We start from the raw sequence: 21,031 nt of genomic DNA, 5'->3' as shown, positions 1-21,031 counted from the left end.
CGGCTCAGAGGTCGGCTTCGATCCGGCGATAGCCCTCCAGGCTCCATTCCAGATCGGCGGGGTCGACGTCCGGACCCGCCGCCGCCTCCCACGCCTGGGGCGGCAGGCGCCCGGTGTTCACCCCGTGCAGCACGCCGGCGAGGACGTCGTCGCTGTTCCAGCGGCCGTCCTTGGCGCGCAGCGCGGCGAACCGGGCCAGGCACCGATAGGCCTTGTCCGAGCCGGCGTGCACAGCGTAGCCGAGCGCACGCGGCGGGCGGCTTCCGGCGTCCGCCCAGGCCCGGGCCGCACAGCCGGTGAACGGAACCGCAGCGGCCAGAGCCCGAGGATCGTCAGGGTCGGGCGCGAGCGCGGCGAGCCGGTCGCACGCAAGCCGTTCCGCGTCGGGCGCGGTCGCCGCCCAGACGGCGGCGAGCGCCGGACCGGGCCGGGTGCAGCCATAGACGTCGAGCTCGGCCGCGGCCGGCTCGTCGCCCGACAGCAGGAGCGCCGTCTCCAGCATGGCGTGCGTGGCCTGCGCTGCGGTGTCCAAAATATCCGGCGGGGGCGCGCCGTCGCGCCTGCCGATCATCAGCTGATAGGTCAGCATGTCGGTGATCAGGCGGTCGCGTTCCTCGCCGGGCGGGGCGGCGGCGGTCCTCAGACGGGTCAGTTCGAGCGCGCAGTCGAGCCGGCCGGGCTGGCCGCGCAGGTCTGACGGAAACGCGTACACCAGCGATCCGTCCCGGCCGCACAGCCCGCAAAGCGCCTGCAGGCGGGCCGGGGCCTGATCGAGCAGCCCCTGGGAGATCCAGGTTTCGAGATAGCTCCGCAGCCGAAGATCCCCGAAGTGCTCGTCCGGCGGGGCGAGCGGGCCGTGGCGCACCTCGAGTCCGGCCGCCCAGCTCAGGCTTCTGAGCGCCGCGAGGCGGTGTTCATGGAACTCGTACAGCTGGGCGGCGAGGTCGGGCCGCGCCATGAGCGTCGCGACGGCGTCGAAATCGGCCTGTTCGGCCCGTTCAAACAGGGCCTCGGCGGCGTAGGGGGCGTACCAGGCCCAGTCGCGCCAGCGCTCCCCGGCGGCGGCTTCGTCGGCGGCCGCGAGCAACAGCTCCGCGCCGCCGCCGAAGGGTATGCCCGCGCCGCTTCCCAGCCACCACGACGCCCAGCCGTCCTCGCCATGGGCGGCGTGGTCCGCCGCAGCCGCGGCGAAGCGCTCGGCGCAGACCGCATAGGCTTCGCGCGCCTCGCGCCGGGCCGCCGCCGGACGCCGCTCGGGATCGGCGAGGAAGGCTTCGGCGAGTTCGGGGATCGGCGCGCCGAACGTGCCGACGGTCCGGCACCGGCCGGGCAGCGCCTCGAAATGATCGAGGCCGCGCCGCTCGGTGGCGTCGAACATGGCGTAGACCCGCCAGAGCGCCCGGTCTGCGCCCATGGCGACGCGCTCGACGCCGCCGAGCGCGTCGAGGCCGGCGTCCAGAAGATCGTCTTCCAGCCTCGCCGATCCGCATCCCAGCTCGGCGTGGAGCGTATTCAGCCGGGCCTGCGCGTCGGTCAGGCGCGCCTCGAACGCGACGACCGAGGCGTCCGAGACAAGCGCGCAGCGCGCCTCCCGGCCGGGCTCGGCGCTCGCCCGCGCCTGCGCGTCGGCGACCAGCGCCGCGCCGGGACCGGCTTCCGGCGCCCCGCACGCAGCGGCGATCAGGAGAGAAATCATGCCCAGCCACACCCGCATGAGGCGAAGTATGGCCCAGACTGCACGTCAGGGGCAAGCAAGGGCGGCGCGGCTCACACTACGATCGGCGTGACGAAGCCCGACGGCTTGACCGCGACGACCGACCCGGCCGCCGCATTGAGGATGTTCTCGGCGGTGTTGCCGATGATCACGCCGCGCAGACCCGTACGCGCGACGGTGCCCATCACGAGCAGATCGGCGCGCACGCGGCGGGCGAGGTCGGGAATGACGGCGTGCGGCGCACCGCGCAGCAGATGGGCGGAAAGGTCCGGTCCGCCGGCCGCTTCCCTGTAGGGGGCGAGCAAGGCGTCGAGACCGCGCTTGCGCCCGGCTTTCACCGCAGCGGCGTAGCGCTGGCCGGCGTCTTCCCCGGAGGATCCGAACGCCCAGTACAGGCCCTCCGCATCGGCCTGCCAGGCGTGCGCGACGTGCACCACCCCGTCCGGTTCGGCCATGGCGATCGCGGTGTCGAGCACGCGGGCGTTCAGATCGGCGAGCGTCTCGGGTTCGTCGGCTTCCGGATCGACGTCGACCGCAGCCAGGACGCGGGTCACCTCCGGTCCCGCCTCCGGCGCGCGCAGCCAGACCGGGCAGGGGCATTTGCGCAGAAGATGCTGGTCGGTGCTGGCGAACAGCCGGCTCAGCGGTCCGCCCAGCGGCTCGGCCGCCTTGACCACCATGGCGGTCGGCCTGGCGGCGGCTTCGCGGATGATCTCGATGAAGGTCTTGCCGCAACGCACGGTCAGCCGGTCTTTCAGTCCGGCGGGCAGGACCGCTTCGATCTCGCGGCGGCGATTGTCCAGCAGGGCCTCGATCAGCGCCTCGGGACCGGCGCCTGCGATTTCCGCGGCGGCGTGAAGATCGGGCGGCGGGGTGACGCAGGCGAGAAGATCGAGGTCGAGGCTCCGGCGGCCGGCCTGCGCGGCGGCGGCCTCGATCACGGAAGCGGCCGAGCCGGCGTCGATCACGGCGAGCAGACGGGCTGACGGATCAGTATTCAAGCGCGTTCTCCTCGCGCCGGCCGGTCTCCGGCGGCGCCTCCGGTGTGGTCTCCCGGCCCAGGATCAGCGTGGCTGCGGCCAGCGCCGCATCGCGATAGGGCATGAGCACGAGATCTGCGCCGTCGGCTTGCAGCCCGTCCGCGATTTCGGGCCGGTGGGTGGCGACCGCGACCTTTCCGGCGAAGCCGAGATCGCGGGCGGCGCGCAGTAGCGCGCGGCGCGGATCGGAATGGGTGAGGCCGGTGTCGTGTTCAGGCACCGCCATCACCAGCCAGCTCGCCGCGCGCAGCGGCAGATGGGAGACGAATTCAGGGTCGGTGGCGTCGCCGAACACCACGTCACGGCCCTGGGCCCGCGCCCGGCGCACCGCGACAGGGCTGAAATCCACGCCGAGCACTTTCAGCCCGGCGGCTTCGAGACGCGCGGCGATGCCCAGACCGTATCGGCCCAGCCCGAACACGATCACGTCGTGCGGGCGCGCCTCGGCGGATCCTGCGTCCTCCACGCGGCCGGCGCTGCGCCGCTCGAAGACGCCCAGGAGCGGTTCGAGCCGCGCGTAAAGGGCGTGCGAGTAGGTGATCATGTAGGTGGAGGCGGCGATGGTCACGAGACCGACCAGGGTGACCAGTCCCAGAGCGTCGGGGCCGACATGGCCGATCGTCACCCCCATGGTCATGAAGATCAGCGAGAACTCGCTGATCTGCGCCACGGTCAGCCCGGCCAGAAACCCCGTGCGCTTGCGGTAGCCCATCGTCCCCATGATCGCGAGCACGATCAGCGGATTGCCGATCAGCACGAAAAGTGAAAGCACGATCGCAGGACCGAGATTGGCGCCGAGCACGGACAGATCGAGCGAGGCGCCCAGCGCGATGAAGAAGAACAGCAGCAGGAAATCGCGCAGCGAAGCGAGCCGGGCGGCGATCGCCTCGCGGAACGGGGTGGAGGCGAGCGACACCCCCGCCAGCAGGCCGCCGAGCTCCTTGCCGAAGCCCAGATAATGCCCCAGCGCGGCGAGCAGCGCCGCCCAGCCGATGGCGAAGGAGACGAGCAGCTCGGGCGCTTGCGACAGGCGCTCGACCAGCGGCGTAGCGGCGTAGCGGGCGAACACCGCCACGCCGGCCAGCATGGCCAGCCCGTAGCCCAGCACGCCCGCCACGTCGCCGAGCGCGCCCTCCCCGCCGCCGCCGGCGTTGATCGCCGACAGAACGATCATCGCGATCACCACCACGAGGTCCTGCACGATCAGGAAGCCCAGCGCGATGCGTCCGTGAAGGGAGTCGATCTCGCGCTTGTCCGAGAGCAGCTTGACGATGATGATCGTGGAGGAAAACGTCAGCGCCACCGCGACATAGACTGCGGTGAGCGTATCGAGACCCAGCGCCAGGCCCAGTCCGAAGCCGAACACCGTGGTGAAGGCGACCTGGCCCAGCCCGGTTATCAGGGCGACCGGGCCCAGCGTGCGCACGAGGCCCAGATCGAGCTTCAGCCCGACGAGAAACAGCAGCACCGCGATGCCGAGCTCGGCGAGCAGGTCGATCGGTTCGTCGGAGCGCGCGATGTCCAGCACCGACGGTCCGGCGATCACGCCCACGGCGATGAAGCTGACGATCAGGGGCTGGCGCAGCAGAAGGCCGAGAAATCCCACTGCGGCGGCGAGCACGAGCAGGGCCGCGATCTCGTAAAACACGTAGCCGTAGATCGCTTCGGTCATGTCCGGCGGGCCGTTCTCACTCGCATTCGCACCACGCCCGACAGTGGCGGCTTTCGCGCGCGATGTCATCTGGAACCGGATCGAACGGCGGCTTCCCCTGCCGCCGGCGATCGCCTACCTCTAGCGGCCCGGCCGGCAAGCGGAGCGCTTCATGCTGCAGATCGCCTTTCAGATGGACCCGATCGGGTCGGTGAACGTCAACGCGGACTCCACCTTCGACATCGCGCTGGAGTGCTTTTCGCGCGGCCATGAGATCTGGGTCTACGAACCCAAGGATCTGAGCTTCGAGGACGGGCGCGTCCGGGCGAAGGCCCAGCGCATCACCGCGATGCAGCGCGTGCAGGGCCAGCACGCGAGCCTGTCCGAGCGCGAGACGCTCGATCTGCACGGGGTGGACGTGGTCTTCCTGCGGCAGGACCCGCCCTTCGACATGAGCTACATCACCTCGACGCATCTTCTTGAGCATCTGCAGCCCGAGGTGCTGGTGGTGAACGATCCGCGCCATGTGCGCGACGCGCCGGAAAAGCTGTTCGTCACCCATTTCGAAGGGCTTATGCCGCCCACGCTGATCACGTCTTCGGAAAAGGAGATCCGCGCCTTCTTCGAAAGGCACGAGCGCGACATCGTGGTCAAGCCGCTGTTCGGAAACGGCGGCGCTGGCGTGTTCCGCATTCGCGAGACGGCGGAGAATCTCGCAAGCCTGGTCGAACTGTTCCAGCAGGTCAGCCGCGACCCGCTGATGGCCCAGGCTTTCGTCCCCGACGTGCGCAACGGCGACAAGCGGGTGATCCTGGTGGACGGCGAGCCGGTGGGCGCCATCAACCGCATCCCCGCCGAGGGCGAGGTGCGCGCGAACATGCATGTCGGCGGGGTGGCGGCGAAGTCCGACCTCACCGACCGGGACCGGGAGATCTGCGCGGCGATCGGGCCCGAGCTCAAGCGCCGGGGCCTGGTCTTCGTGGGCATCGACGTGATCGGGAATTATCTCACCGAGATCAACGTCACGTCTCCGACGGGCATACAGGAATTGCGCCGCTTCTCCGGGGTCGATGTCAGCGCGCTTCTGGCCGACTGGGTGGAGGCGAGGGCGGGGCGGTGAGCCCCCCCACCCCGGCCCTCCCCCGAGGGGGAGGGAGGGATGCGGGATCGCCGCACGTATCGCTGACCGGTCGGGCGGTGTTCGGTCGCATCTCGGGCGGCCGAAGCGCCAGCGCCCCTCCCTCCCCTCGAGGGGAGGGCCGGGGTGGGGTGGAAACGCTGAAGCGCGAAAGGGTCCGGATGATCGACACCGACACGCTGCATCTGCAATGGGCGCTGAGCTATCCGTTCCCAAGGCCGCGCACGCCCTTCGTGTTTCTCGACGGCGCCACCTGGCCGCTTTTGCGGACTGAAGGTCCCTTCGGCGACTGGATGATCGGCAAGCCGGACGGCGAGGCGACGCTGAAGGCCGCCGCCGGGGCGGAGCGGCTCGCCGCGCTGGAACAGGGGCGCTACCACGCGGTGGCGGCGGTGGGCTCGAACGCCGCGCCGGCCCAGCTCAGGCGCAAGTTTCACGATCAGCTCGACGACGTGCTGATCCCGGTGATCGAGGTGGAGATCCCCGATCACGTCGTGGCCTACGCCAACCGCATCGCGGTCTACGGCTCGATCCCCGCGACGCTGACGCCGCTGAAGGGCGGATCGGCGCGGGTCTGGGCGACGCTCCTGTCGGATCGGGACTACGCCATCATGAACGCCACCGAAGACCGCGGTGCGGTCTATGACGGCGTACCGATCAGCCCGGTTCACGTGCCCGAAGCGGTGACCCGCCCGTTCGAGGGCTATGCTTGCCTCAGCGGGCATATGAAGCTGCTGGTCGACGCGTTCGACAGCACAGGCGCGAACTGGCCCAAAGGCGGGCAGTGGGAAGCGCAGGCCGCAGCGATTAAGGCGCTGGGCCTGTCGATGAGCGTCGACCGGTTCGTGCTGGAAAACACCGCCGATCCCGCGCTGAGGGCGGCGCGCGATCTGGCGCTTTCGAAGACCTGAGACGGGATTAGACCGTTTCGGGCCTGAATAGCATCACCGGGATCCTGCACGCGCGCATCATCGCGGTCGTGGTCGAGCCGATCAGCAGGGTGCGGATGCGCGAATGGCCGTAGGCGCCCATGACCAGAAGGTCCGCGCCGACCTCGCCGACAAAGTCCGTGATCACGCTTTCAGGCGAGCCGGGACGGAAGGCGGTGTCGACCGTGTGGCCGGCTTCGGTGAGGATCGCGGCGGCGGCGTCCATTTCAGCAGCCAGCCCGTCTTCGCGCGAGCCTGCGTTCAGAAGCGTGATCTTCGCGCCGCGCAGCAGCTTTCCTTTCGCGAGATGGCTTACCGCCTTGCCCGCGCTGGCGCCGCCGTCAAAGGCGATGACCGCGTGCTGCGGCCGGGCGAATTCGCGGTTGGCGACCAGGATCGGACGGCTGGCGGCGCGGGCGACGCGTTCGAGATTGGAGCCCAGATGGCCTGCGGCGAAGTTCGCGTGCTCGCCGCGCTTGCCCAGCACCAAAAGCCGCGATCCCGGCTCGGTGTCCTCGACCGCGCTTAAAAGGTCGCCGGTGCGCAGTCGCGCCTTGACGTCGACCCCGCCCTTCTCGCGGGCGCGAGCGACCGCCTCGTCCAGCAGGGCCTGTCCGGCCTCGCGGGCGAGCCGGGCGGCGGCCTCGTCGTGTTTGGTCAGAGACTCCATCAGCGTGCTGCGCGCGCCGAGCCCGATCGCGCCGGTGAGATCGACCGGCGCGGGTCCGCGGCGATGGTTCACGGCGTGAACGAGATCGAGGCCGTAGCCGGTCGCCGCGCTGGCCCAGGCCGCGTGCTCGATCACGCTGGCGGCGTAGCTCGATTGATCGATGAAGGCTGTGATCCGGTCCATGCCTAGTGCCCGCTTGCTTCGCCGGCGCCCGAAGCGCCGAGCCGGTCCATCAGGGTTTCGCTCGCCTTGTTCATGCCGACGAGCACGGGGTCTGCGCCCTCGCGGCGGAATTTCTTCACCACCGTTTCGACCGCCTGCACCGCGCTGAGGTCCCAGACATGGGCGCCGGACAGGTCGAGCGTCACGGTGTCCAGCGCCTCGCGGAAGTCGAAGCTTTTGAGGAAATCCTCGGTCGAGGCGAAGAAGAGCTGGCCTTCGACCCGGTAGGTGCGCGACCGCCCGTCCGCGGACAGCGCGCTCGTGACGGTGAAGAGGTTCGACACCTTCCAGGCGAAGAACAGCCCGGACAGGATCACGCCGATCAGAACGCCGATAGCCAGGTTATGGGTGACGATCACCCCGGCCACCGTGGCGATCATCACCAGGTTGGAGACCAGCGGATGGGTGCGCAGGTTCTTCACGCTCGACCAGCTGAACGTGCCGATCGAGACCATGATCATGATCGCCACCAGCGCCGGCATCGGGATCAGCGCGACCACGTCGCCCAGGATGAGGATCAGGATCAGAAGGAAGACGCCCGCCGCAAGGCAGCTCAGCCGCCCGCGCCCGCCCGATTTCACGTTGATCATGGACTGGCCGATCATCGCGCAGCCCGCCATGCCGCCGAAAAAGCCGGTCACGGTGTTGGCGATGCCCTGGCCGACGCATTCGCGGTTCTTGGCGCTCGGCGTGTCGGTCAGGTCGTCGACGATCTGCGCGGTCAGAAGGCTTTCCAGAAGACCCACCGCGGCGACGGCCGCCGCATAGGGGAAGATGATCTGAAGCGTCTCAAGCGTCAGGGGTACGTCGGGCAGCAGGAAGACCGGCAGCGTGTCGGGCAGCGCGCCCATGTCCGACACGGTGCGCACGTCGAGCCCCAGGCCCACCGTGATCGCGCTCAGCACGACGATGCAGACCAGCGGGCTGGGGATGGCCGTGGTCAGGCGCGGGAAGAGATAGATGATCGCAAGGCCCAGCGCGACGAGCGGATAGGTGATCCAGCTCACCCCGATCAGCTCGGGGATCTGCGCCATGAAGATGAGGATGGCGAGCGCGTTCACGAAGCCTGTGAGCACCGAGCGCGACACGAAGCGCATCAGGAAACCCAGACGCAGCACGCCCGCGCCGATCTGAAGCAGGCCCGCAAGGATCGTGGTCGCGAGAAGGTATTGCAGACCGTGCTCGGCGACGAGATCGACCATCAGCACGGCGGTCGCCGCCGTCGCCGCCGAGATCATGCCGGGCCGGCCGCCGGTGAAGGCGATCAGGATCGCGATCGAGACCGAGGCGTAGAGCCCGACCTTGGGATCGACCCCGGCGATGATGGAAAACGCGATCGCCTCGGGGATCAGCGCCAGTGCCACCACCAGCCCGGCCAGCAGATCGCCGCGCACGTTGAAGAGCCAGGTTTCCGTCAGCGACGCGGTCGCGGCGCGGCGGAGATCTGAAAAGGCCATGGGCGAACCTGGGGGCCGCCGCGCCGCGCCGGCCCCTCGCCGATGCGCCGCGGAATGATCGAAAGCGCCGGATGCCGGCGGAGGTCTTGCGGAAATTCAGGCGCCTCGATACGCGACCTGCTTGTGCGCTGCAACAAAGCGGGGCGCCCGAAGGCGGGCTTTGCGCAGCGCAGGCGTCCGCCTATCGTTCGCCGAGGGGCGAACCGGGGAGGACGCATGGGGCTGCCGATTTCGCTTGAGGACTGGCGCGCGGGCGGGTCGCGCTTCGACTGGCGCGGCCATGAGATCTTCTACCGCACGGGCGGAGACTGGAGTTCGGACGCGCCGGTGCTGATGCTGATCCACGGCTTTCCCACCGCGAGCTGGGACTGGGCGCATCAATGGGAGGCGCTCTGCACGCGGTATCGGGTGATCGCGCCCGATCTGATCGGTTTCGGGTTTTCCGCCAAGCCCGAGGGCTACCCCTATTCGATCCTCGACCAGGCCGATCTCTGCGAGGCGTTGCTCGAGGCCCACGGCGTAAAAGAGGCCCACCTGCTCGCGCACGACTATGGCGACACCGTCGCCCAGGAGATGCTCGCCCGGCATATCGATCGGCAGGCGGCCGGCGATCCGGGTCTCAGGCTGGGCTCGGTGTGCTTTCTGAACGGCGGGCTCTTCCCCGAGCAACACCGGCCGACGGTCACCCAGCACCTGGTGAACTCCCCGCTCGGACCGCTCGTGGCCCGGATGATGACGCGGGACCGGTTCGGAAAAGGGCTGAGCGAGGTGTTCGGGCCGGACACAAAGCCCACGGACGCGGAACTCGACGCTTTCTGGGCGATGGCGAACACGAACGGCTCGCTGAGACGGATCGGTCACCGGCTGATCAAGTACATCGCCGAGCGGCGGGCGAACCGGGAGCGCTGGGTCGGCGCGCTCATGGCGAACACCGTGCCGATGCGGGTGATCGACGGCGCGCTTGATCCGGTCTCCGGCGCGCATATGGTCGCGCGATATCAGGAGCTTGTGCCCGAGCCCGATTGCGTGCTGCTGGCCGATGTCGGCCACTATCCGCAGCTTGAAGCGCCGCAACGGGTGCTTGACGCATACATGGAATTCCGGTCGGGTATCGTGACAGCCTGACGACAGATCGGGCGGATGCGGTGGACAACCGTGGGGCATCGGGAGGAGACGCGCATGACCCGGCGCTGGGACACGCTCCTGAAAGGCGGCCTCGTCATCGACGGGACCGGCGGCGAACCGCGCGTCGAGGACGTGGCGATCGCGCGCGGGCGGATCGCCGAACGCGGACCGGGTCTCGATCCCGAAGAGGCAGCCGAAGTCGTCGACGCCTCAGGCCTGTGGGTCATGCCCGGCCTTCTGGACATCCACACCCATCTCGATCTCGAGGTCGAATTCGATCCCGCCCTCAGCGAGGCGGTCCGGCACGGTACGACCACCGTGCTGATGAGCAATTGCTCGCTGGGTCTGGCCTATGGCGCGCAGCGGCGAAACGGCGAGGACCCGCTGGTCGACTGCTTCGCCCGGGTCGAGAACATGCCCAAGCCCGTGCTCAGAAAGCTGGCCGACAATGCGACCTGGTCGACGTCTGCGGGATATTACGCCCATCTCGACGAGCTGCCGCTGGGCTGCAACGTCATCCCGATGATCCCGCACTCCATGCTGCGCTGCGAGGTGATGGGGCTGAACGGCTCGGTCAGCCGCAAGGCGACCGGCGACGATCTCGACCGGATGGAGGCCCTGCTCGAACAGGCGGTGCAGGAAGGCTATCCGGGATTTTCGACCGACGCCCTGCCCTTCCATTTCCTCTCCGAGGACCCCAATCGGAAGGTGAAGATCCCCTCCCAGTTCGGCCAGTATCGCGAGCTCAAGCGGCTGACCGGAGTCCTCAGAAAGCATGACCGGATCTGGCAGGCGACGCCGCCCAAGGACAGCCCCGCCGCGGTGATTCGCAACTTCCTGCTGACCTCGGGCCGGCTCTACGGCAAGCCCCTGAAGATCACGGCGGTCGCTGCGCTCGACGTGGCGGCGAACCGCACGATCCGCTGGCTGGCTCTTGCCCTGACCTCGATCTTCAACTCGCCGCTTCTGAACGGAAAATTCCGCCTGCAGGCGCTCGCAGCCCCCTTCAAGGTGTTCTGGGACGGGCCGGTCAATCCGCTGGCCGAGGAAATCCCGGCCCTGCGCGAACTCAACGAGCTCGATCTCGAAGACCGCGACGGCCGCCGCGCTCTCATCGAGAACCGCGAGTTCAGGAAGCGCTTCTCGGCGATGTGGATGACCGGCAAGACCGGGTTCGGCCCGGCGCGGCTGAAGCGGGCGCTGCGCATGGAGAGCCTCGCCTTCGACCGGGACTTCGCCCAGATGGTGTTTCATTCCGGCGGGCCGGACATCTGGACCGGCGAGACCTTCGAGCAGGTGTTCGAGCGCTTCAAAGCCTGGCGCGCCGATCCCGCCCTCGCCCGCGACAGCGACGAGCGCCGCGCCTTCGAGGCGCTGGGCGAGGAGGCGGACACCGAGGCCGGTTTCATGCTGGCGCTGTTCCGCGAATACGATCTGGGTCTGCGCTGGTGGACGGTGTCGGCCAACCGCGATCCGGAAAAGATGCGCGCCCTGCTGAACCATCCGAAAATCCTGCCCGGCTTCAACGATTCCGGTGCGCACATCACCAACATGGCCTTCTATGACGGCAATCTGCGCTGTCTGAAGATCGCCCAGGAGGAAGGGCTGGACCGCGTCGCGAGCCAGGTGCGCCGCATGACGAGCGAGCCGGCCGACTTCATCGGCGTGGACGCGGGCAGGATGGAGGTCGGCGACCGGGCCGATCTCGCCGTGATCGATCCTGAAGCGCTCAAGGCCTACGACGCCGAAGCCGCACAGCGCTTCGTCTGGCGCGCCGAATACGAGCACGAACAGCTGGTCAACCGGTCCGACGGCGTGGTCGCCGCAGTGTTCGTGGGCGGCGAGAAGGTCTGGGACGGCGCGCGCTTCACCGAAGCCGCCGGCCGCAAGACGCTGGGCCGCGCCCTGCGTCACAGAAGCTGGACCCCGCAGAGCGAGCCTGAAGCCCAGGCGGTGGCGGCGGAATAGCTACTCGGTGATCCGCGCGCGCATCTGCTCGATCAGAGCGGTGCGATAAAAATCGCCCGTCTGCGCTTCGGCGGCGTCAAGAAAGCCCAGCATCTCGGCGTCGTCGACCACCGGATAGGTTTCGCAGCCCTCGAACGCGCCGGAGAGCGCGTAATGGGGAAAGCCGACAAGGCCTGCGAACCGGCCCGCCTCGGCCGACAGCCGGATCAGCTCGCCGCCATAGCACGGGTCGGGGTCCTGCCCGTCCCAGCCGATGAGCCGGATATAGCCCACCACGAAGAGCGACTGCGGGTACCCCGCCGTGAGCGCCACGTCGCGGTGGGGCTGGGCTTCGGCGTGCATGCCCGAATAGCCGTACGCGCGGGCGAGCTGGTAGTTCAGGCGCGGGTTTTCCGGATCGGCTGCGACCGCCGCTTCGCAGGCTTCGATCGCCGCGGGCAGGTCGGCGGCTTCGCGCTCGACGCCGCCGGTGACCGCTTCGGGATCGTCGGGATGGCCGATGACCACGTCGCATTGCGTGACCGTGCGGTCCCAGTCGTTGCGGTCATAGGTCTCGATCGCGTCGAGCGGAACGGCCTGCATCAAAGCGAGCGCGGCGATGACGGACATGGCTGGGCCTCCTTTGCCGGAAGCGCCGAGATTAACCCCGGCCCGGCGGGGCGTCACGCCTCGCCGGACTTGTCCGCCTTCTCGACCGGATGGCGCAGGCGCGCCTCGAACGCGGTTCCGCTGCGCGCATAGACCGGCAGGCCGGGCGGGGGCAGCAGGATGTTGCTGTAGTAAACGTGCTTGAGCGGCTCGCGCTGAAACCCGCGCAACCTTGCGGCCATGTCGGGGTCGAGCTCGGGCATCGCCGCATAGCAGAACTCCCCGAACCCCAGCGTCAGCCAGCGGTCGAGATCGCCCGCGCCCGGCCAGTGGGCGTTCACCATCGCGTCCGACCGGCAGAGCCTGGCGAAGCTGCGCTCGCGATCCTTCGTCCAGCCGTAGCGCTGGTGGACCGGCGCGGCGCCGACATGGGCGTCCAGCGCGATGCGTTCGACCGTGGGGAAGGCGAAGGAATCGCTTTCAAGCGCGAAGGCGGCCATCGCCGCGCCGGGGCGTTCGAGCACCAGGCCGGGATGCTCGCCGCTGCCGCCGCCGATGACGATCTGGTCGGTGCGGCAGCCGAAATCCTCGCTGCGCTCGCCTTCGGGCGGAAATGCGATGTCCTCGAGCGGACGATAGACGGGCAGCGGGCCGAAATAGCCCACCAGCACATGGTCGTAGCTGTCGATATGGCTCATGGGCGGCGTTCTACGCCGTCGCGCGAACCCTCGCCAGCGGCTTCGCGCGCACGAGGCTGGATTCTTCGGCGAACTCGGCCATGCTCTGCGGCCCAAGTCTGACGGAGCACGCGCCATGGTCCCCGAACCCCGCCTCACCCTCTATCACGCCCCGATGAGCCGCTCGGTCCGGGTGCGCTGGTGTCTCGAGGAGATGGGCCTGCCCCACAAGCTCGAACGCGTCGCTTTCGACCGGGGCAATGTCGGCGGGGAGGCCTATCGCGCGATCAATCCGATCCAGAAGGTGCCCGCCCTGACCGACGGCGATCTGGTGATCCTCGAAAGCGTGGCGATCGTGCAGTACCTCGTCACGAAGCACGGCGCCACCCCGCTCGCGGTGGAGCCCGGCGAGCCGGACTATGCGCGCTATCTCGAATGGCTGCATTTCGGCGAAGCGACGATGTCGATGGCGACCAATCTCGTGCTCGCCCACTCCTTCCTGTTGCCCGAGCATCAGCGCAATCCGCAAATGCTGAAATGGGCGCGGCAGACCGTCGACACCCAGCTGGGGCTTATCGCCCAGCGCGGGCTCGCCGACGGCCGTGAGTTCCTCGCCGCCGGCCGGCTCACGGCGGCGGACATGAGCGTGGGCTACATGCTGTATCTTCTGAAGATCACCAAGCAGTTCGACGGCGCGCCCGAACCGGTGCGCGCCTATTTCGACCGGCTGCGCGCGCTCGACAGCTGGAAGCGGGCCAGCGCGGACTGATACGTCAGAGGATGAATTTCGACAGGTCGGTGTTCTTCGACAGGGTCTCGACACGCTCGCGCACATAGGCCTCGTCGATCACCAGCGCCTCGCCCTCGCGGTCGGACGCGGTGTAGCTGATCTCCTCGACCACCTTCTCCATGATGGTCTGCAGCCGGCGCGCGCCGATATTCTCGACGCTTGCGTTCACCTCCGCGGCGATCTCGGCGATGGCGTCGACCGCGCTGTCCTCGATGGTCAGGGTGAAGCCCTCGGTCTTCATCAGCTCCACATACTGGGTGGTCAGGCTCGCCTCGGGTTCGGTGAGGATGCGGCGGAAATCGTCCCGGGTCAGCGCTTCAAGCTCGACCCGGATCGGCAGGCGGCCCTGCAGCTCGGGCAGCAGATCGCTGGGCTTGGCGGTGTGAAACGCGCCCGAGGCTATGAACAATACGTGGTCGGTCTTCACCGGGCCGTACTTGGTGGCCACCGTCGCGCCCTCGATCAGGGGCAGGAGATCGCGCTGCACGCCTTCGCGGCTGACGTCAGCGCCGCGCGCGTCGGCCCGCGCGCAGACCTTGTCGATCTCGTCCAAGAAGACGATGCCCTCTTCCTGGGCCAGGGTCAGGGCTTCGGACTGGATCTGGCTTTCATCGACCAGCTTGTCGGCCTCTTCGGCGATCAGCGGCTCATAGGCGTCCTTGACCGTGGTGCGCAGCGTCTTGGTCTTGCCGCCGAAGCCTTTGCCCAGAAGTTCGGAGAGATTGATCATCCCCACCCCGCCGGGCATGCCGGGAATGTCCATCCCGCCCATGGGCGAGGCGTCGTCGCGCACCTCGATCTCGATTTCCTTCTCGTCGAGCTCGCCGGAGATCAGCTTCTTGCGGAAGGTTTCACGGGTGGACGGTCCCGCGCCAGGGCCGACCAGGGCGTCCAGCACGCGCGCCTCGGCGGCCGCATGGGCCTTGGATTTGACCTCCTCGCGCTTTTTCTCGCGCACGATGGCGATTGCGACCTCCACCAGATCGCGGGCGATCTGGTCGACGTCGCGGCCGACATAGCCGACCTCGGTAAATTTCGTGGCCTCGACCTTCAGGAACGGCGCGCCGGCGAGTTTCGCCAGGCGGCGGGAGATCTCGGTCTTGCCCACGCCTGTGGGGCCGATCATCAGGATGTTCTTCGGCGTGACCTCCTCGCGCAGGCCCGCAGGCAGGCGCTTTCTGCGCCAGCGATTTCTCAGCGCGATCGCCACCGCCTTCTTGGCCGCCTTCTGGCCGATGATGTGGCGGTCGAGTTCGTGGACGATTTCGCGCGGGGAGAAGTCGGTCATGAAGGCCTTCCGGGCAAGGTTTCGGCTCGCGTCGGCCCCCATGTAGGGCTTAAATCGGCGCGGTACAAAGTCCGCCCTGCAAAGGAGCTCCGCCGATGACCGCCCGCCCCCGCTTCCACCTCGCCTTTCCGGTCGACGATCTCGACGCGGCGCGCCGCTTCTACGGCGAGCTTCTGGGCTGCCCGACCGGGCGGGAGAGCGCGGACTGGATCGATTTCGACTTTCACGGCCACCAGATCGTCGCCCATCTCAGCCCCGCCGACTGCGCGAAGGCGAAAACCAGCGCGGTCGACGGCAAGGCCGTGCCGGTGCGCCATTTCGGGCTCTTGCTGAGCTATGAGGACTTCGACGCGCTGGCCGAGCGCTTCCGCCGCGCCGGCACGGAGTTCCTCATCGACCCCTATCTGCGCTTCGAAGGCCAGCCGGGCGAGCAGAAGACGATGTTCGTCCGCGACCCCGCCGGCAACGCGCTGGAGTTCAAGGCCTTCCGGAACGACGACCAGGTGTTTGCGAAGTAGGGCTCAGACCCAGCTCAGCTCGATTTCTGGCCAGGTGAGCTTCATCCGCTCGCTCTTGGCGCGGTAATCGGCGGTGTCGGTTTCCGGCGCGCGCGGCGCCAGCCTCATCGCGAACACATCGGAGAGTCCGCGCGGGGCGAGGACGGTGTGCGACCCGTCCGCCTCTCGTCGGAGGCCCGCCATGTGAGCCGACGCGGCGTAGTGGGCGATCCCGTCCTCGGTCGAGGTGAACGGCTCGATGGTCCGGCCGAACCGCTCGGGAAACCAGAGATGCACGCGCGCCTGGTTTCTGATCTCGACCGGGGCGGGAAGGTCGGCGAAGACGTCCGCGCAGCGCCGTATGACCGCGTCTTCGGCCTCCCAGCTGAGATCGCCCGCATCGAAATAGGCGAGGTCGTAATCCTTGATCCCGTATCCGGCGGGCCGGCCGGTGAGCGCGTTCCAGACATTCTGGTAGACCGCCCCGGCGCAGAGCGCCCAATCGGAAAGGCCCAGCTCCGGCGCGCGTAAAAGGATCGCCTCGGCGACCGGGTCGGCTCGGACCGCGTCGATCAGGGCGGCTTCGCGGTCTGATTCGGAGAGCGGGCTCATGCCCGCAGTCTCGCCGCGCGGCCGGCCCGCTGCAACGCGGTCCCTGACACGCCCCATGACAGCGGGGCTGAGCTGGGCTAACGCAAGGGTCTCTCGCCCTTCCGCATGGACCGCTCGCTCATGGCGCCGCCGCTTCTCACGCTTTCCGACATCGCGCTGACCTTCGGCGCCACCCCGCTTCTGACCAGCGCGGAGATGATCGTCGGCGAGGGCGACCGGATCGGGCTGGTCGGCCGTAACGGCTCAGGCAAGAGCTCGTTTCTGAAGATCGCGGCGGGCATCATCGAGTCCGACACCGGCGAGCGCTTCGTGCATCCCGGCGCGACCGTGCGCTACCTGCCGCAGGAACCCGACCTCGCCGGCTTTGAGAGCGTGATCGACTATGTCCGGGCCGGTCTCGCGCCGGGCGACGACGCCTACCGGGCCGACTATCTGGTCGAGCATCTGGGCGTCGATCCCGACGCCGCGCCGGACACGCTGTCGGGCGGCGAGGCGCGCCGGGCGGCGCTGGCGCGCACGCTCGCGCCCGATCCCGACATCCTCTTGCTGGACGAGCCCACCAACCATCTCGACCTGCCCGCGATCGAATGGCTCGAAGGCGAGCTGAAATCGAGAAAGGGCGCGCTCGTGATCATCAGTCACGACCGGCGCTTTCTGGAAAACCTCACCCGCGCCGTCGTGTGGATTGATCGCGGCGTGACCCGCCGGCTGGACAAGGGATTTGCGCATTTCGAGGCCTGGCGCGACGAGGTGTTCGAGGCCGAGGAGACCGAGCGCCACAAGCTTGAACGCCAGATCGCGCGCGAAGAGGACTGGATGCGCTACGGCGTCACTGCGCGGCGCAAGCGAAACGTCCGCCGGGTGGGTGAACTTGCCGACATGAAGTCCCGGCTGAAGACCTGGCGCGGCCCGCAGGGCGCGGCCAATCTCACGCTCAGCGAGGCGGACCGGTCCGGCAAGCTGGTGGTCGAGGCCGACAAGATCAGCAAGTCATACGACGGCCGGCCGATCGTGGAGGATCTGTCGATCAAGATCGCCCGCGGCGACCGCGTCGCGCTGGTCGGGCCCAACGGCGCGGGCAAGACCACGCTCATCCGCCTGCTCACCGGCGAGCTCGCCCCGGATGCGGGAACCGTGCGGCTGGGCGCCAATCTGGAGATCGCGAGCCTCGATCAGAAGCGCGCGGCGCTGAAACCGGACTGGACGGTGTCGGAAGCCATCGCGCCGGGCGGCGGCGAGCGCGTCGAGGTGGGCGGGCAGGTCAAGCACGTCGCCGCCTACATGAAGGACTTCCTGTTCACGTCCGAACAGGTGCGCACCCCGGTTAAGGCGCTGTCGGGCGGGGAGCGGGCGCGGCTGATGCTGGCGCGCGCGCTGGCGCTGCCGTCCAATCTTCTGGTGCTGGACGAACCGACCAACGATCTCGATCTCGAAACCCTCGATCTGCTCGAAGAGCTGATCGCCGAGTATGACGGCACCGCGCTTCTGGTGAGCCACGACAGGGACTTCATCGACCGCACCGCGACCGTGACGATCGCCTGGGAATCCGACGGCGTCTGGCGGGTCTATGCGGGCGGATACGCCGACATGGTCGCCCAGCGCGGCGAAGGCGTGAAAGCGCGCAAGGCCGAAGCGGCGGCGGCCAGGACGGCGTCTGCGCCGAAGGCCGACAAGCCCAAGGCTGCGCGATCGGCCAAGATGAGCTTCAAGGACAAGCACGCGCTCGAAACCCTGCCCGGCGAGATCGACGCCATCGAGCGGCGCCTCTCCGTAATCGAGCGGGAGCTGGCCGACGCCGGCCTGTTCAGCCGCGACCCCGAACGCTTCAACCGCCTCTCGCTCGAACACGCCGCGCTCGGGCAGGACAAGGCCGCCAAGGAAGAGCGCTGGCTGGAGCTCGAAATGCTGCGCGAGGAGCTCGAAGGCTAGCTGCTCCGTCACGCGCCGCGCTGGGTGCTTTTCGAACGGGCCGGGCCGGGTTAATCGGATAGGTCATGGCCGAACTCTACCTGCTCACCCCGCCCCGGATCGACCCCGGCTTCGCCGAAACGCTCGCGCGCACGCTCGATGCGGGCGCGGTCGCCGCGCTTCAGATCCGCCTGAAGGATCACGACGCGGCCGAGACCCGTACGCTGGCGCCGAAACTCGTCGAGATCGCGAAAAAACGCGGCGTCACCGTGATCATGAACGACGATCCAGCACTCGCCTCGAAGCTGGGCTGCGACGGCGTGCATGTCGGCCAGGACGACGCGCGCTATGAAGACGCCCGCGCGGCGATCGGCCGTCAGGGGATCGTCGGGGTGACGTGTCATGACAGCCGGCATCTGGCGATGGTGGCGGGGGAGAAGGGCGCGGACTACGTGGCGTTCGGCGCGCTGTTTCCCACCGTCACGAAAACGCCGAAAAGCTCGGCTTCACTTGAGCTTCTGACATGGTGGCGCGATCTGTTCGAAATCCCCTGCGTGGGGATCGGCGGGATCACGCTCGACAACGCGCCTTCGGTGATCGAGGCCGGGGCGGATTATCTGGCGGTGTGCGGCGCGGTCTGGTCGCACGAGGAAGGACCGGAAGCGGCATGCGCGGCGTTCTCAAAGCTCTTGTCCTGAGCGCGGGCCTTGCGGGTCTCGCGGCGGCTCACGCCGACGACCCCCCGGCCCTGCCGCCCTCCCTGGGCGAGGCGGTCGCGCGCGACGACACCGGCGCGGCGGTCGAGGGCCGCTCCGCCGCCGACAGCGCCATGGCGCGCTCGCTGCGCGCGGCGATGCTCGAAGACTGGGACGGCGCGCTGACCTACGCCGAAACCGCCGCCGCCGCCGGCCAGCCCGCCGGGGCGCTGATGGCCGGTCATATTCTTCTGCACGGCCTGTCCTCGCGCGGTCAGGACGACGAGGCCGCCGTGCGCTGGCTGCGCCGGGCGGCCGAGCGCGGCGACGCCGATGCGATGGTGACCCTCTCCCGGCTCGCCAGTTCCGAACGCGGCGGGCTCACCCGCTTCGCCGCGCGCGACTGGATCGCGCGGGCCGCCGAGACCGGCGATGCGCGCGCCGCGCACGAATACGGGCTCTACCTGATGGAAGACGGCGATCCGGGCGACGCGCAAACCGCGATCGACTGGCTGCGCCTGGCCTCTGAAAGCGGGCGGGTGCAGGCCTATACCGACTACGCCCATGCGCTGGGCGAATGGGTGCACGGCCCGAAGGACCTCACCGCCGCGCGCAACTGGTACGAACAGGCCGGCGAGAACGGCGTGGCCTACGGCGCGCTGATGGCCGCGAGCATGCATCTCAACGGCGAAGGCGAGGCGGCTGACCCCGAACGCGGCGCCGCACTGATGCAGATCGCCGCCGAGCTGAACCAGCCCGCCGCCATGGGCCAGCTCGCGCTTCTCTACTATCAGGGCGCGCCGGGGCTGTCCGCCGATCCGGTCCGGGCCGCGCGCTGGGCGCGCCGGGGCGCCGAAGCCGGCGATCCCGAGAGCCAGTTCCTCTACGCCTATGCGCTGGCGACCGGGGACGGGACGGGCCGCGATCTCGAACGCGCCTATGTCTGGGCGCTGCGCGCCGGCTTCGACCGGCCGGGCTCGCTGAAAGACGATCCCGACCGCAACCGGCTCGAAGCCGCGCTCGAACGCGCCATCCCCACCACGCGGCGCGAAACGCTGGAAGCCGAGGCGATCGCAGGCGCTGCTGGCTAGCCGGTCTGGGTGAAGACCCGCCCGGCCCAGTCGGCGAAATCCTCCATCGCCTTGTCCTTGCCGAGATCGTTGAGCGTCTCGTGGCGGCCCGACGGATCAAAACGCATGGTGACGTCGGTGAAGCGCGCGTTATAGAGCCGCGAAGCCAGCGTCTTGACCGCCTTGCCCTTGTCGGTCGCCGGATCCTCGCCGCCCGTGGCCAGATGGATCGGCAGATCGGTCCTGAGATTGCGCAGGCGGTGCTCGTCCTCGCCGATCTCGTTGAGCCGCAACAGGTCCTCCCACAGCGAGATCGACGCGGCCCGGCCGCACAGCGGATCGTCGACATAGGCCTTCACCGCGTCCGCGTCCCGGCTGAGCCAGTCGAACCGGGACGACCCGCCCTTCACCGCCTTGCCCCAGGCCGAGAAGGTCAGCGCGTCCATCCAGCTCGACGGCGCGGTCTTCTTCCTGAAGAGCTTTTCGGCGCCCAGAACGAAGCGGATGAGCCCTGCGCGGGGGCCGAGATCGAGATTGGAATTCCAGATCGCAAGCCCGGCCAGCGGGCCGCCCTGGCGGGCGTCATCGCGCTGCATGGCGTGGTTCATCGCAATCACCCCGCCCATGGAATGGCCGAACACGATGAGCGGCGTGTCGGCAAAGCGCGTGCGCAGAAGCGTCTCCACCGCCAGCGCGTCCGTTGTCACCTTTCCCGCGCCGTCCTTCGCGGCGAACACGCCCGGCAACGCGTCGTCCGCGTCGGTGCGGCCATGGCCGCGATGGTCGTGCGCGCCGACCGCGAAGCCTCGATCGGCGAGGAACTCGGCGAAGTCCTCGTAGCGGCCGGCATGCTCGGACAGGCCGTGATGGATCTGCACGATCCCTCTGGGTTCGCCCTCGGGCGCGCGGACCCGGACCGCGAGCCGGGCGCCGGAGGGCGAATCGAGGATTTCCGGTTCGAAGCGCATCGGGGTTCTCCGTTTGCTCGAGGC

The 21,031-nt window shown here is 68.8% G+C and carries 19 protein-coding genes; 9 read left to right on the top strand and 10 right to left on the bottom strand.

What is annotated here, in order from left to right:
* Positions 1-4: 4 nt before the first annotated feature.
* From ABL308_04680 to ABL308_04670, 3 genes are all read right to left on the bottom strand, one after another.
* Positions 5-1,696, bottom strand: a complete 1,692-nt coding sequence (locus tag ABL308_04680) for a hypothetical protein (GenBank protein XBQ17176.1) — start codon at positions 1,694-1,696, stop codon at positions 5-7.
* 71 nt (positions 1,697-1,767) lie between these two features.
* Positions 1,768-2,715 (bottom strand): universal stress protein, encoded by a 948-nt coding sequence (locus ABL308_04675; GenBank protein XBQ17175.1) that lies wholly within the window; start codon positions 2,713-2,715, stop codon positions 1,768-1,770.
* Positions 2,705-4,426 carry a cation:proton antiporter family protein gene (locus ABL308_04670; GenBank protein ID XBQ17174.1) on the bottom strand — a complete coding sequence of 574 codons (1,722 nt, stop codon included), beginning with the start codon at positions 4,424-4,426 and terminating at the stop codon, positions 2,705-2,707. Before ABL308_04670 ends, ABL308_04675 begins: the two co-directional genes overlap by 11 nt.
* A gap of 151 nt (positions 4,427-4,577) precedes the next feature.
* On the opposite strand from ABL308_04670, the gene gshB reads away from it, so the two are divergent.
* A complete protein-coding gene (gene gshB / locus ABL308_04665) occupies positions 4,578-5,525 on the top strand; it encodes a glutathione synthase (protein ID XBQ17173.1) in 948 nt (315 codons plus the stop codon).
* A gap of 179 nt (positions 5,526-5,704) precedes the next feature.
* Positions 5,705-6,454 carry a hypothetical protein gene (locus tag ABL308_04660; protein ID XBQ17172.1) on the top strand — a complete coding sequence of 250 codons (750 nt, stop codon included), beginning with the start codon at positions 5,705-5,707 and terminating at the stop codon, positions 6,452-6,454.
* A 7-nt stretch (positions 6,455-6,461) separates the two neighbouring features.
* On the opposite strand, the gene ABL308_04655 is transcribed toward ABL308_04660, so the two are convergent.
* The gene (locus tag ABL308_04655) at positions 6,462-7,325 is read right to left on the bottom strand and encodes a universal stress protein (protein XBQ17171.1); all 864 of its coding nucleotides are present in this window, start codon (positions 7,323-7,325) and stop codon (positions 6,462-6,464) included.
* 2 nt (positions 7,326-7,327) lie between these two features.
* Positions 7,328-8,821 carry a SulP family inorganic anion transporter gene (locus ABL308_04650; protein ID XBQ17170.1) on the bottom strand — a complete coding sequence of 498 codons (1,494 nt, stop codon included), beginning with the start codon at positions 8,819-8,821 and terminating at the stop codon, positions 7,328-7,330.
* A gap of 216 nt (positions 8,822-9,037) precedes the next feature.
* On the opposite strand from ABL308_04650, the gene ABL308_04645 reads away from it, so the two are divergent.
* Entirely contained in the window at positions 9,038-9,946 is a 909-nt protein-coding gene (locus tag ABL308_04645) for an alpha/beta hydrolase (GenBank protein ID XBQ17169.1), read from the top strand.
* A gap of 54 nt (positions 9,947-10,000) precedes the next feature.
* Positions 10,001-11,914: an N-acyl-D-glutamate deacylase gene (locus ABL308_04640; GenBank protein ID XBQ17168.1), complete on the top strand. Its 1,914-nt coding sequence runs from the start codon at positions 10,001-10,003 to the stop codon at positions 11,912-11,914.
* Here ABL308_04640 and ABL308_04635 read toward each other — a convergent pair whose 3' ends face one another.
* Both ABL308_04635 and ABL308_04630 read right to left on the bottom strand, forming a co-directional pair.
* Entirely contained in the window at positions 11,915-12,523 is a 609-nt protein-coding gene (locus tag ABL308_04635) for a hypothetical protein (GenBank protein ID XBQ17167.1), read from the bottom strand.
* Positions 12,524-12,576: 53 nt separating this feature from the next.
* Entirely contained in the window at positions 12,577-13,200 is a 624-nt protein-coding gene (locus ABL308_04630; GenBank protein XBQ17166.1) for a hypothetical protein, read from the bottom strand.
* Positions 13,201-13,315: 115 nt separating this feature from the next.
* Here ABL308_04630 and ABL308_04625 point away from each other — a divergent pair, with 115 nt between their 5' ends.
* Positions 13,316-13,948 carry a glutathione S-transferase family protein gene (locus ABL308_04625; protein XBQ17165.1) on the top strand — a complete coding sequence of 211 codons (633 nt, stop codon included), beginning with the start codon at positions 13,316-13,318 and terminating at the stop codon, positions 13,946-13,948.
* 4 nt (positions 13,949-13,952) lie between these two features.
* Here the strand turns inward: ABL308_04625 and hslU are convergent, their stop codons facing one another.
* A complete protein-coding gene (gene hslU / locus ABL308_04620) occupies positions 13,953-15,257 on the bottom strand; it encodes an ATP-dependent protease ATPase subunit HslU (GenBank protein ID XBQ17164.1) in 1,305 nt (434 codons plus the stop codon).
* Positions 15,258-15,352: 95 nt separating this feature from the next.
* Between hslU and ABL308_04615 the strand changes: the two genes are divergently transcribed.
* Positions 15,353-15,775, top strand: coding sequence for a VOC family protein (locus tag ABL308_04615; protein ID XBQ17163.1), 423 nt, complete (start codon positions 15,353-15,355; stop codon positions 15,773-15,775).
* 3 nt (positions 15,776-15,778) lie between these two features.
* Here ABL308_04615 and ABL308_04610 read toward each other — a convergent pair whose 3' ends face one another.
* A complete protein-coding gene (locus ABL308_04610; protein ID XBQ17162.1) occupies positions 15,779-16,366 on the bottom strand; it encodes a nucleotidyltransferase family protein in 588 nt (195 codons plus the stop codon).
* Between the two features lie 120 nt (positions 16,367-16,486).
* On the opposite strand from ABL308_04610, the gene ABL308_04605 reads away from it, so the two are divergent.
* The 3 genes from ABL308_04605 (at position 16,487) to ABL308_04595 (ending at position 20,060) form a co-directional block, all read left to right on the top strand.
* On the top strand, positions 16,487-18,295 hold the full coding sequence (locus ABL308_04605) for an ABC-F family ATP-binding cassette domain-containing protein (protein ID XBQ17161.1): 1,809 nt from the start codon (positions 16,487-16,489) through the stop codon (positions 18,293-18,295).
* A 65-nt stretch (positions 18,296-18,360) separates the two neighbouring features.
* Entirely contained in the window at positions 18,361-18,972 is a 612-nt protein-coding gene (gene thiE, locus ABL308_04600; protein XBQ17160.1) for a thiamine phosphate synthase, read from the top strand.
* On the top strand, positions 18,942-20,060 hold the full coding sequence (locus tag ABL308_04595; protein ID XBQ17159.1) for a tetratricopeptide repeat protein: 1,119 nt from the start codon (positions 18,942-18,944) through the stop codon (positions 20,058-20,060). Before thiE ends, ABL308_04595 begins: the two co-directional genes overlap by 31 nt.
* Here the strand turns inward: ABL308_04595 and ABL308_04590 are convergent.
* Complete coding sequence (locus tag ABL308_04590) at positions 20,057-21,007, bottom strand: alpha/beta hydrolase (GenBank protein XBQ17158.1); 951 nt, start codon at positions 21,005-21,007, stop codon at positions 20,057-20,059. The genes ABL308_04595 and ABL308_04590 overlap by 4 nt on opposite strands.
* Positions 21,008-21,031: the final 24 nt, after the last annotated feature.

The sequence above is a fragment of the Oceanicaulis sp. genome (genome assembly GCA_040112665.1).
Taxonomy (GTDB): domain Bacteria; phylum Pseudomonadota; class Alphaproteobacteria; order Caulobacterales; family Maricaulaceae; genus Oceanicaulis.
Note: the sequence above shows the minus strand (reverse complement) of the source record. Positions and strands in the feature narration are given on the sequence as shown.

What these genes read in the sequence shown, in the direction of transcription:
- ABL308_04650 (XBQ17170.1), bottom strand. Translation starts at nt 8,821, where the DNA reads ATGGCCTTTTCAGATCTCCGCCGCGCCGCGACCGCGTCGCTGACGGAA.
- ABL308_04610 (XBQ17162.1), bottom strand. Translation starts at nt 16,366, where the DNA reads ATGAGCCCGCTCTCCGAATCAGACCGCGAAGCCGCCCTGATCGACGCG.
- ABL308_04645 (XBQ17169.1), top strand. Translation starts at nt 9,038, where the DNA reads ATGGGGCTGCCGATTTCGCTTGAGGACTGGCGCGCGGGCGGGTCGCGC.
- ABL308_04630 (XBQ17166.1), bottom strand. Translation starts at nt 13,200, where the DNA reads ATGAGCCATATCGACAGCTACGACCATGTGCTGGTGGGCTATTTCGGC.
- ABL308_04595 (XBQ17159.1), top strand. Translation starts at nt 18,942, where the DNA reads ATGCGCGGCGTTCTCAAAGCTCTTGTCCTGAGCGCGGGCCTTGCGGGT.
- ABL308_04640 (XBQ17168.1), top strand. Translation starts at nt 10,001, where the DNA reads ATGACCCGGCGCTGGGACACGCTCCTGAAAGGCGGCCTCGTCATCGAC.
- gshB (XBQ17173.1), top strand. Translation starts at nt 4,578, where the DNA reads ATGCTGCAGATCGCCTTTCAGATGGACCCGATCGGGTCGGTGAACGTC.
- ABL308_04605 (XBQ17161.1), top strand. Translation starts at nt 16,487, where the DNA reads ATGGCGCCGCCGCTTCTCACGCTTTCCGACATCGCGCTGACCTTCGGC.
- ABL308_04670 (XBQ17174.1), bottom strand. Translation starts at nt 4,426, where the DNA reads ATGACCGAAGCGATCTACGGCTACGTGTTTTACGAGATCGCGGCCCTG.
- ABL308_04590 (XBQ17158.1), bottom strand. Translation starts at nt 21,007, where the DNA reads ATGCGCTTCGAACCGGAAATCCTCGATTCGCCCTCCGGCGCCCGGCTC.
- ABL308_04625 (XBQ17165.1), top strand. Translation starts at nt 13,316, where the DNA reads ATGGTCCCCGAACCCCGCCTCACCCTCTATCACGCCCCGATGAGCCGC.
- ABL308_04615 (XBQ17163.1), top strand. Translation starts at nt 15,353, where the DNA reads ATGACCGCCCGCCCCCGCTTCCACCTCGCCTTTCCGGTCGACGATCTC.
- thiE (XBQ17160.1), top strand. Translation starts at nt 18,361, where the DNA reads ATGGCCGAACTCTACCTGCTCACCCCGCCCCGGATCGACCCCGGCTTC.
- ABL308_04680 (XBQ17176.1), bottom strand. Translation starts at nt 1,696, where the DNA reads ATGATTTCTCTCCTGATCGCCGCTGCGTGCGGGGCGCCGGAAGCCGGT.
- ABL308_04660 (XBQ17172.1), top strand. Translation starts at nt 5,705, where the DNA reads ATGATCGACACCGACACGCTGCATCTGCAATGGGCGCTGAGCTATCCG.
- hslU (XBQ17164.1), bottom strand. Translation starts at nt 15,257, where the DNA reads ATGACCGACTTCTCCCCGCGCGAAATCGTCCACGAACTCGACCGCCAC.
- ABL308_04635 (XBQ17167.1), bottom strand. Translation starts at nt 12,523, where the DNA reads ATGTCCGTCATCGCCGCGCTCGCTTTGATGCAGGCCGTTCCGCTCGAC.
- ABL308_04655 (XBQ17171.1), bottom strand. Translation starts at nt 7,325, where the DNA reads ATGGACCGGATCACAGCCTTCATCGATCAATCGAGCTACGCCGCCAGC.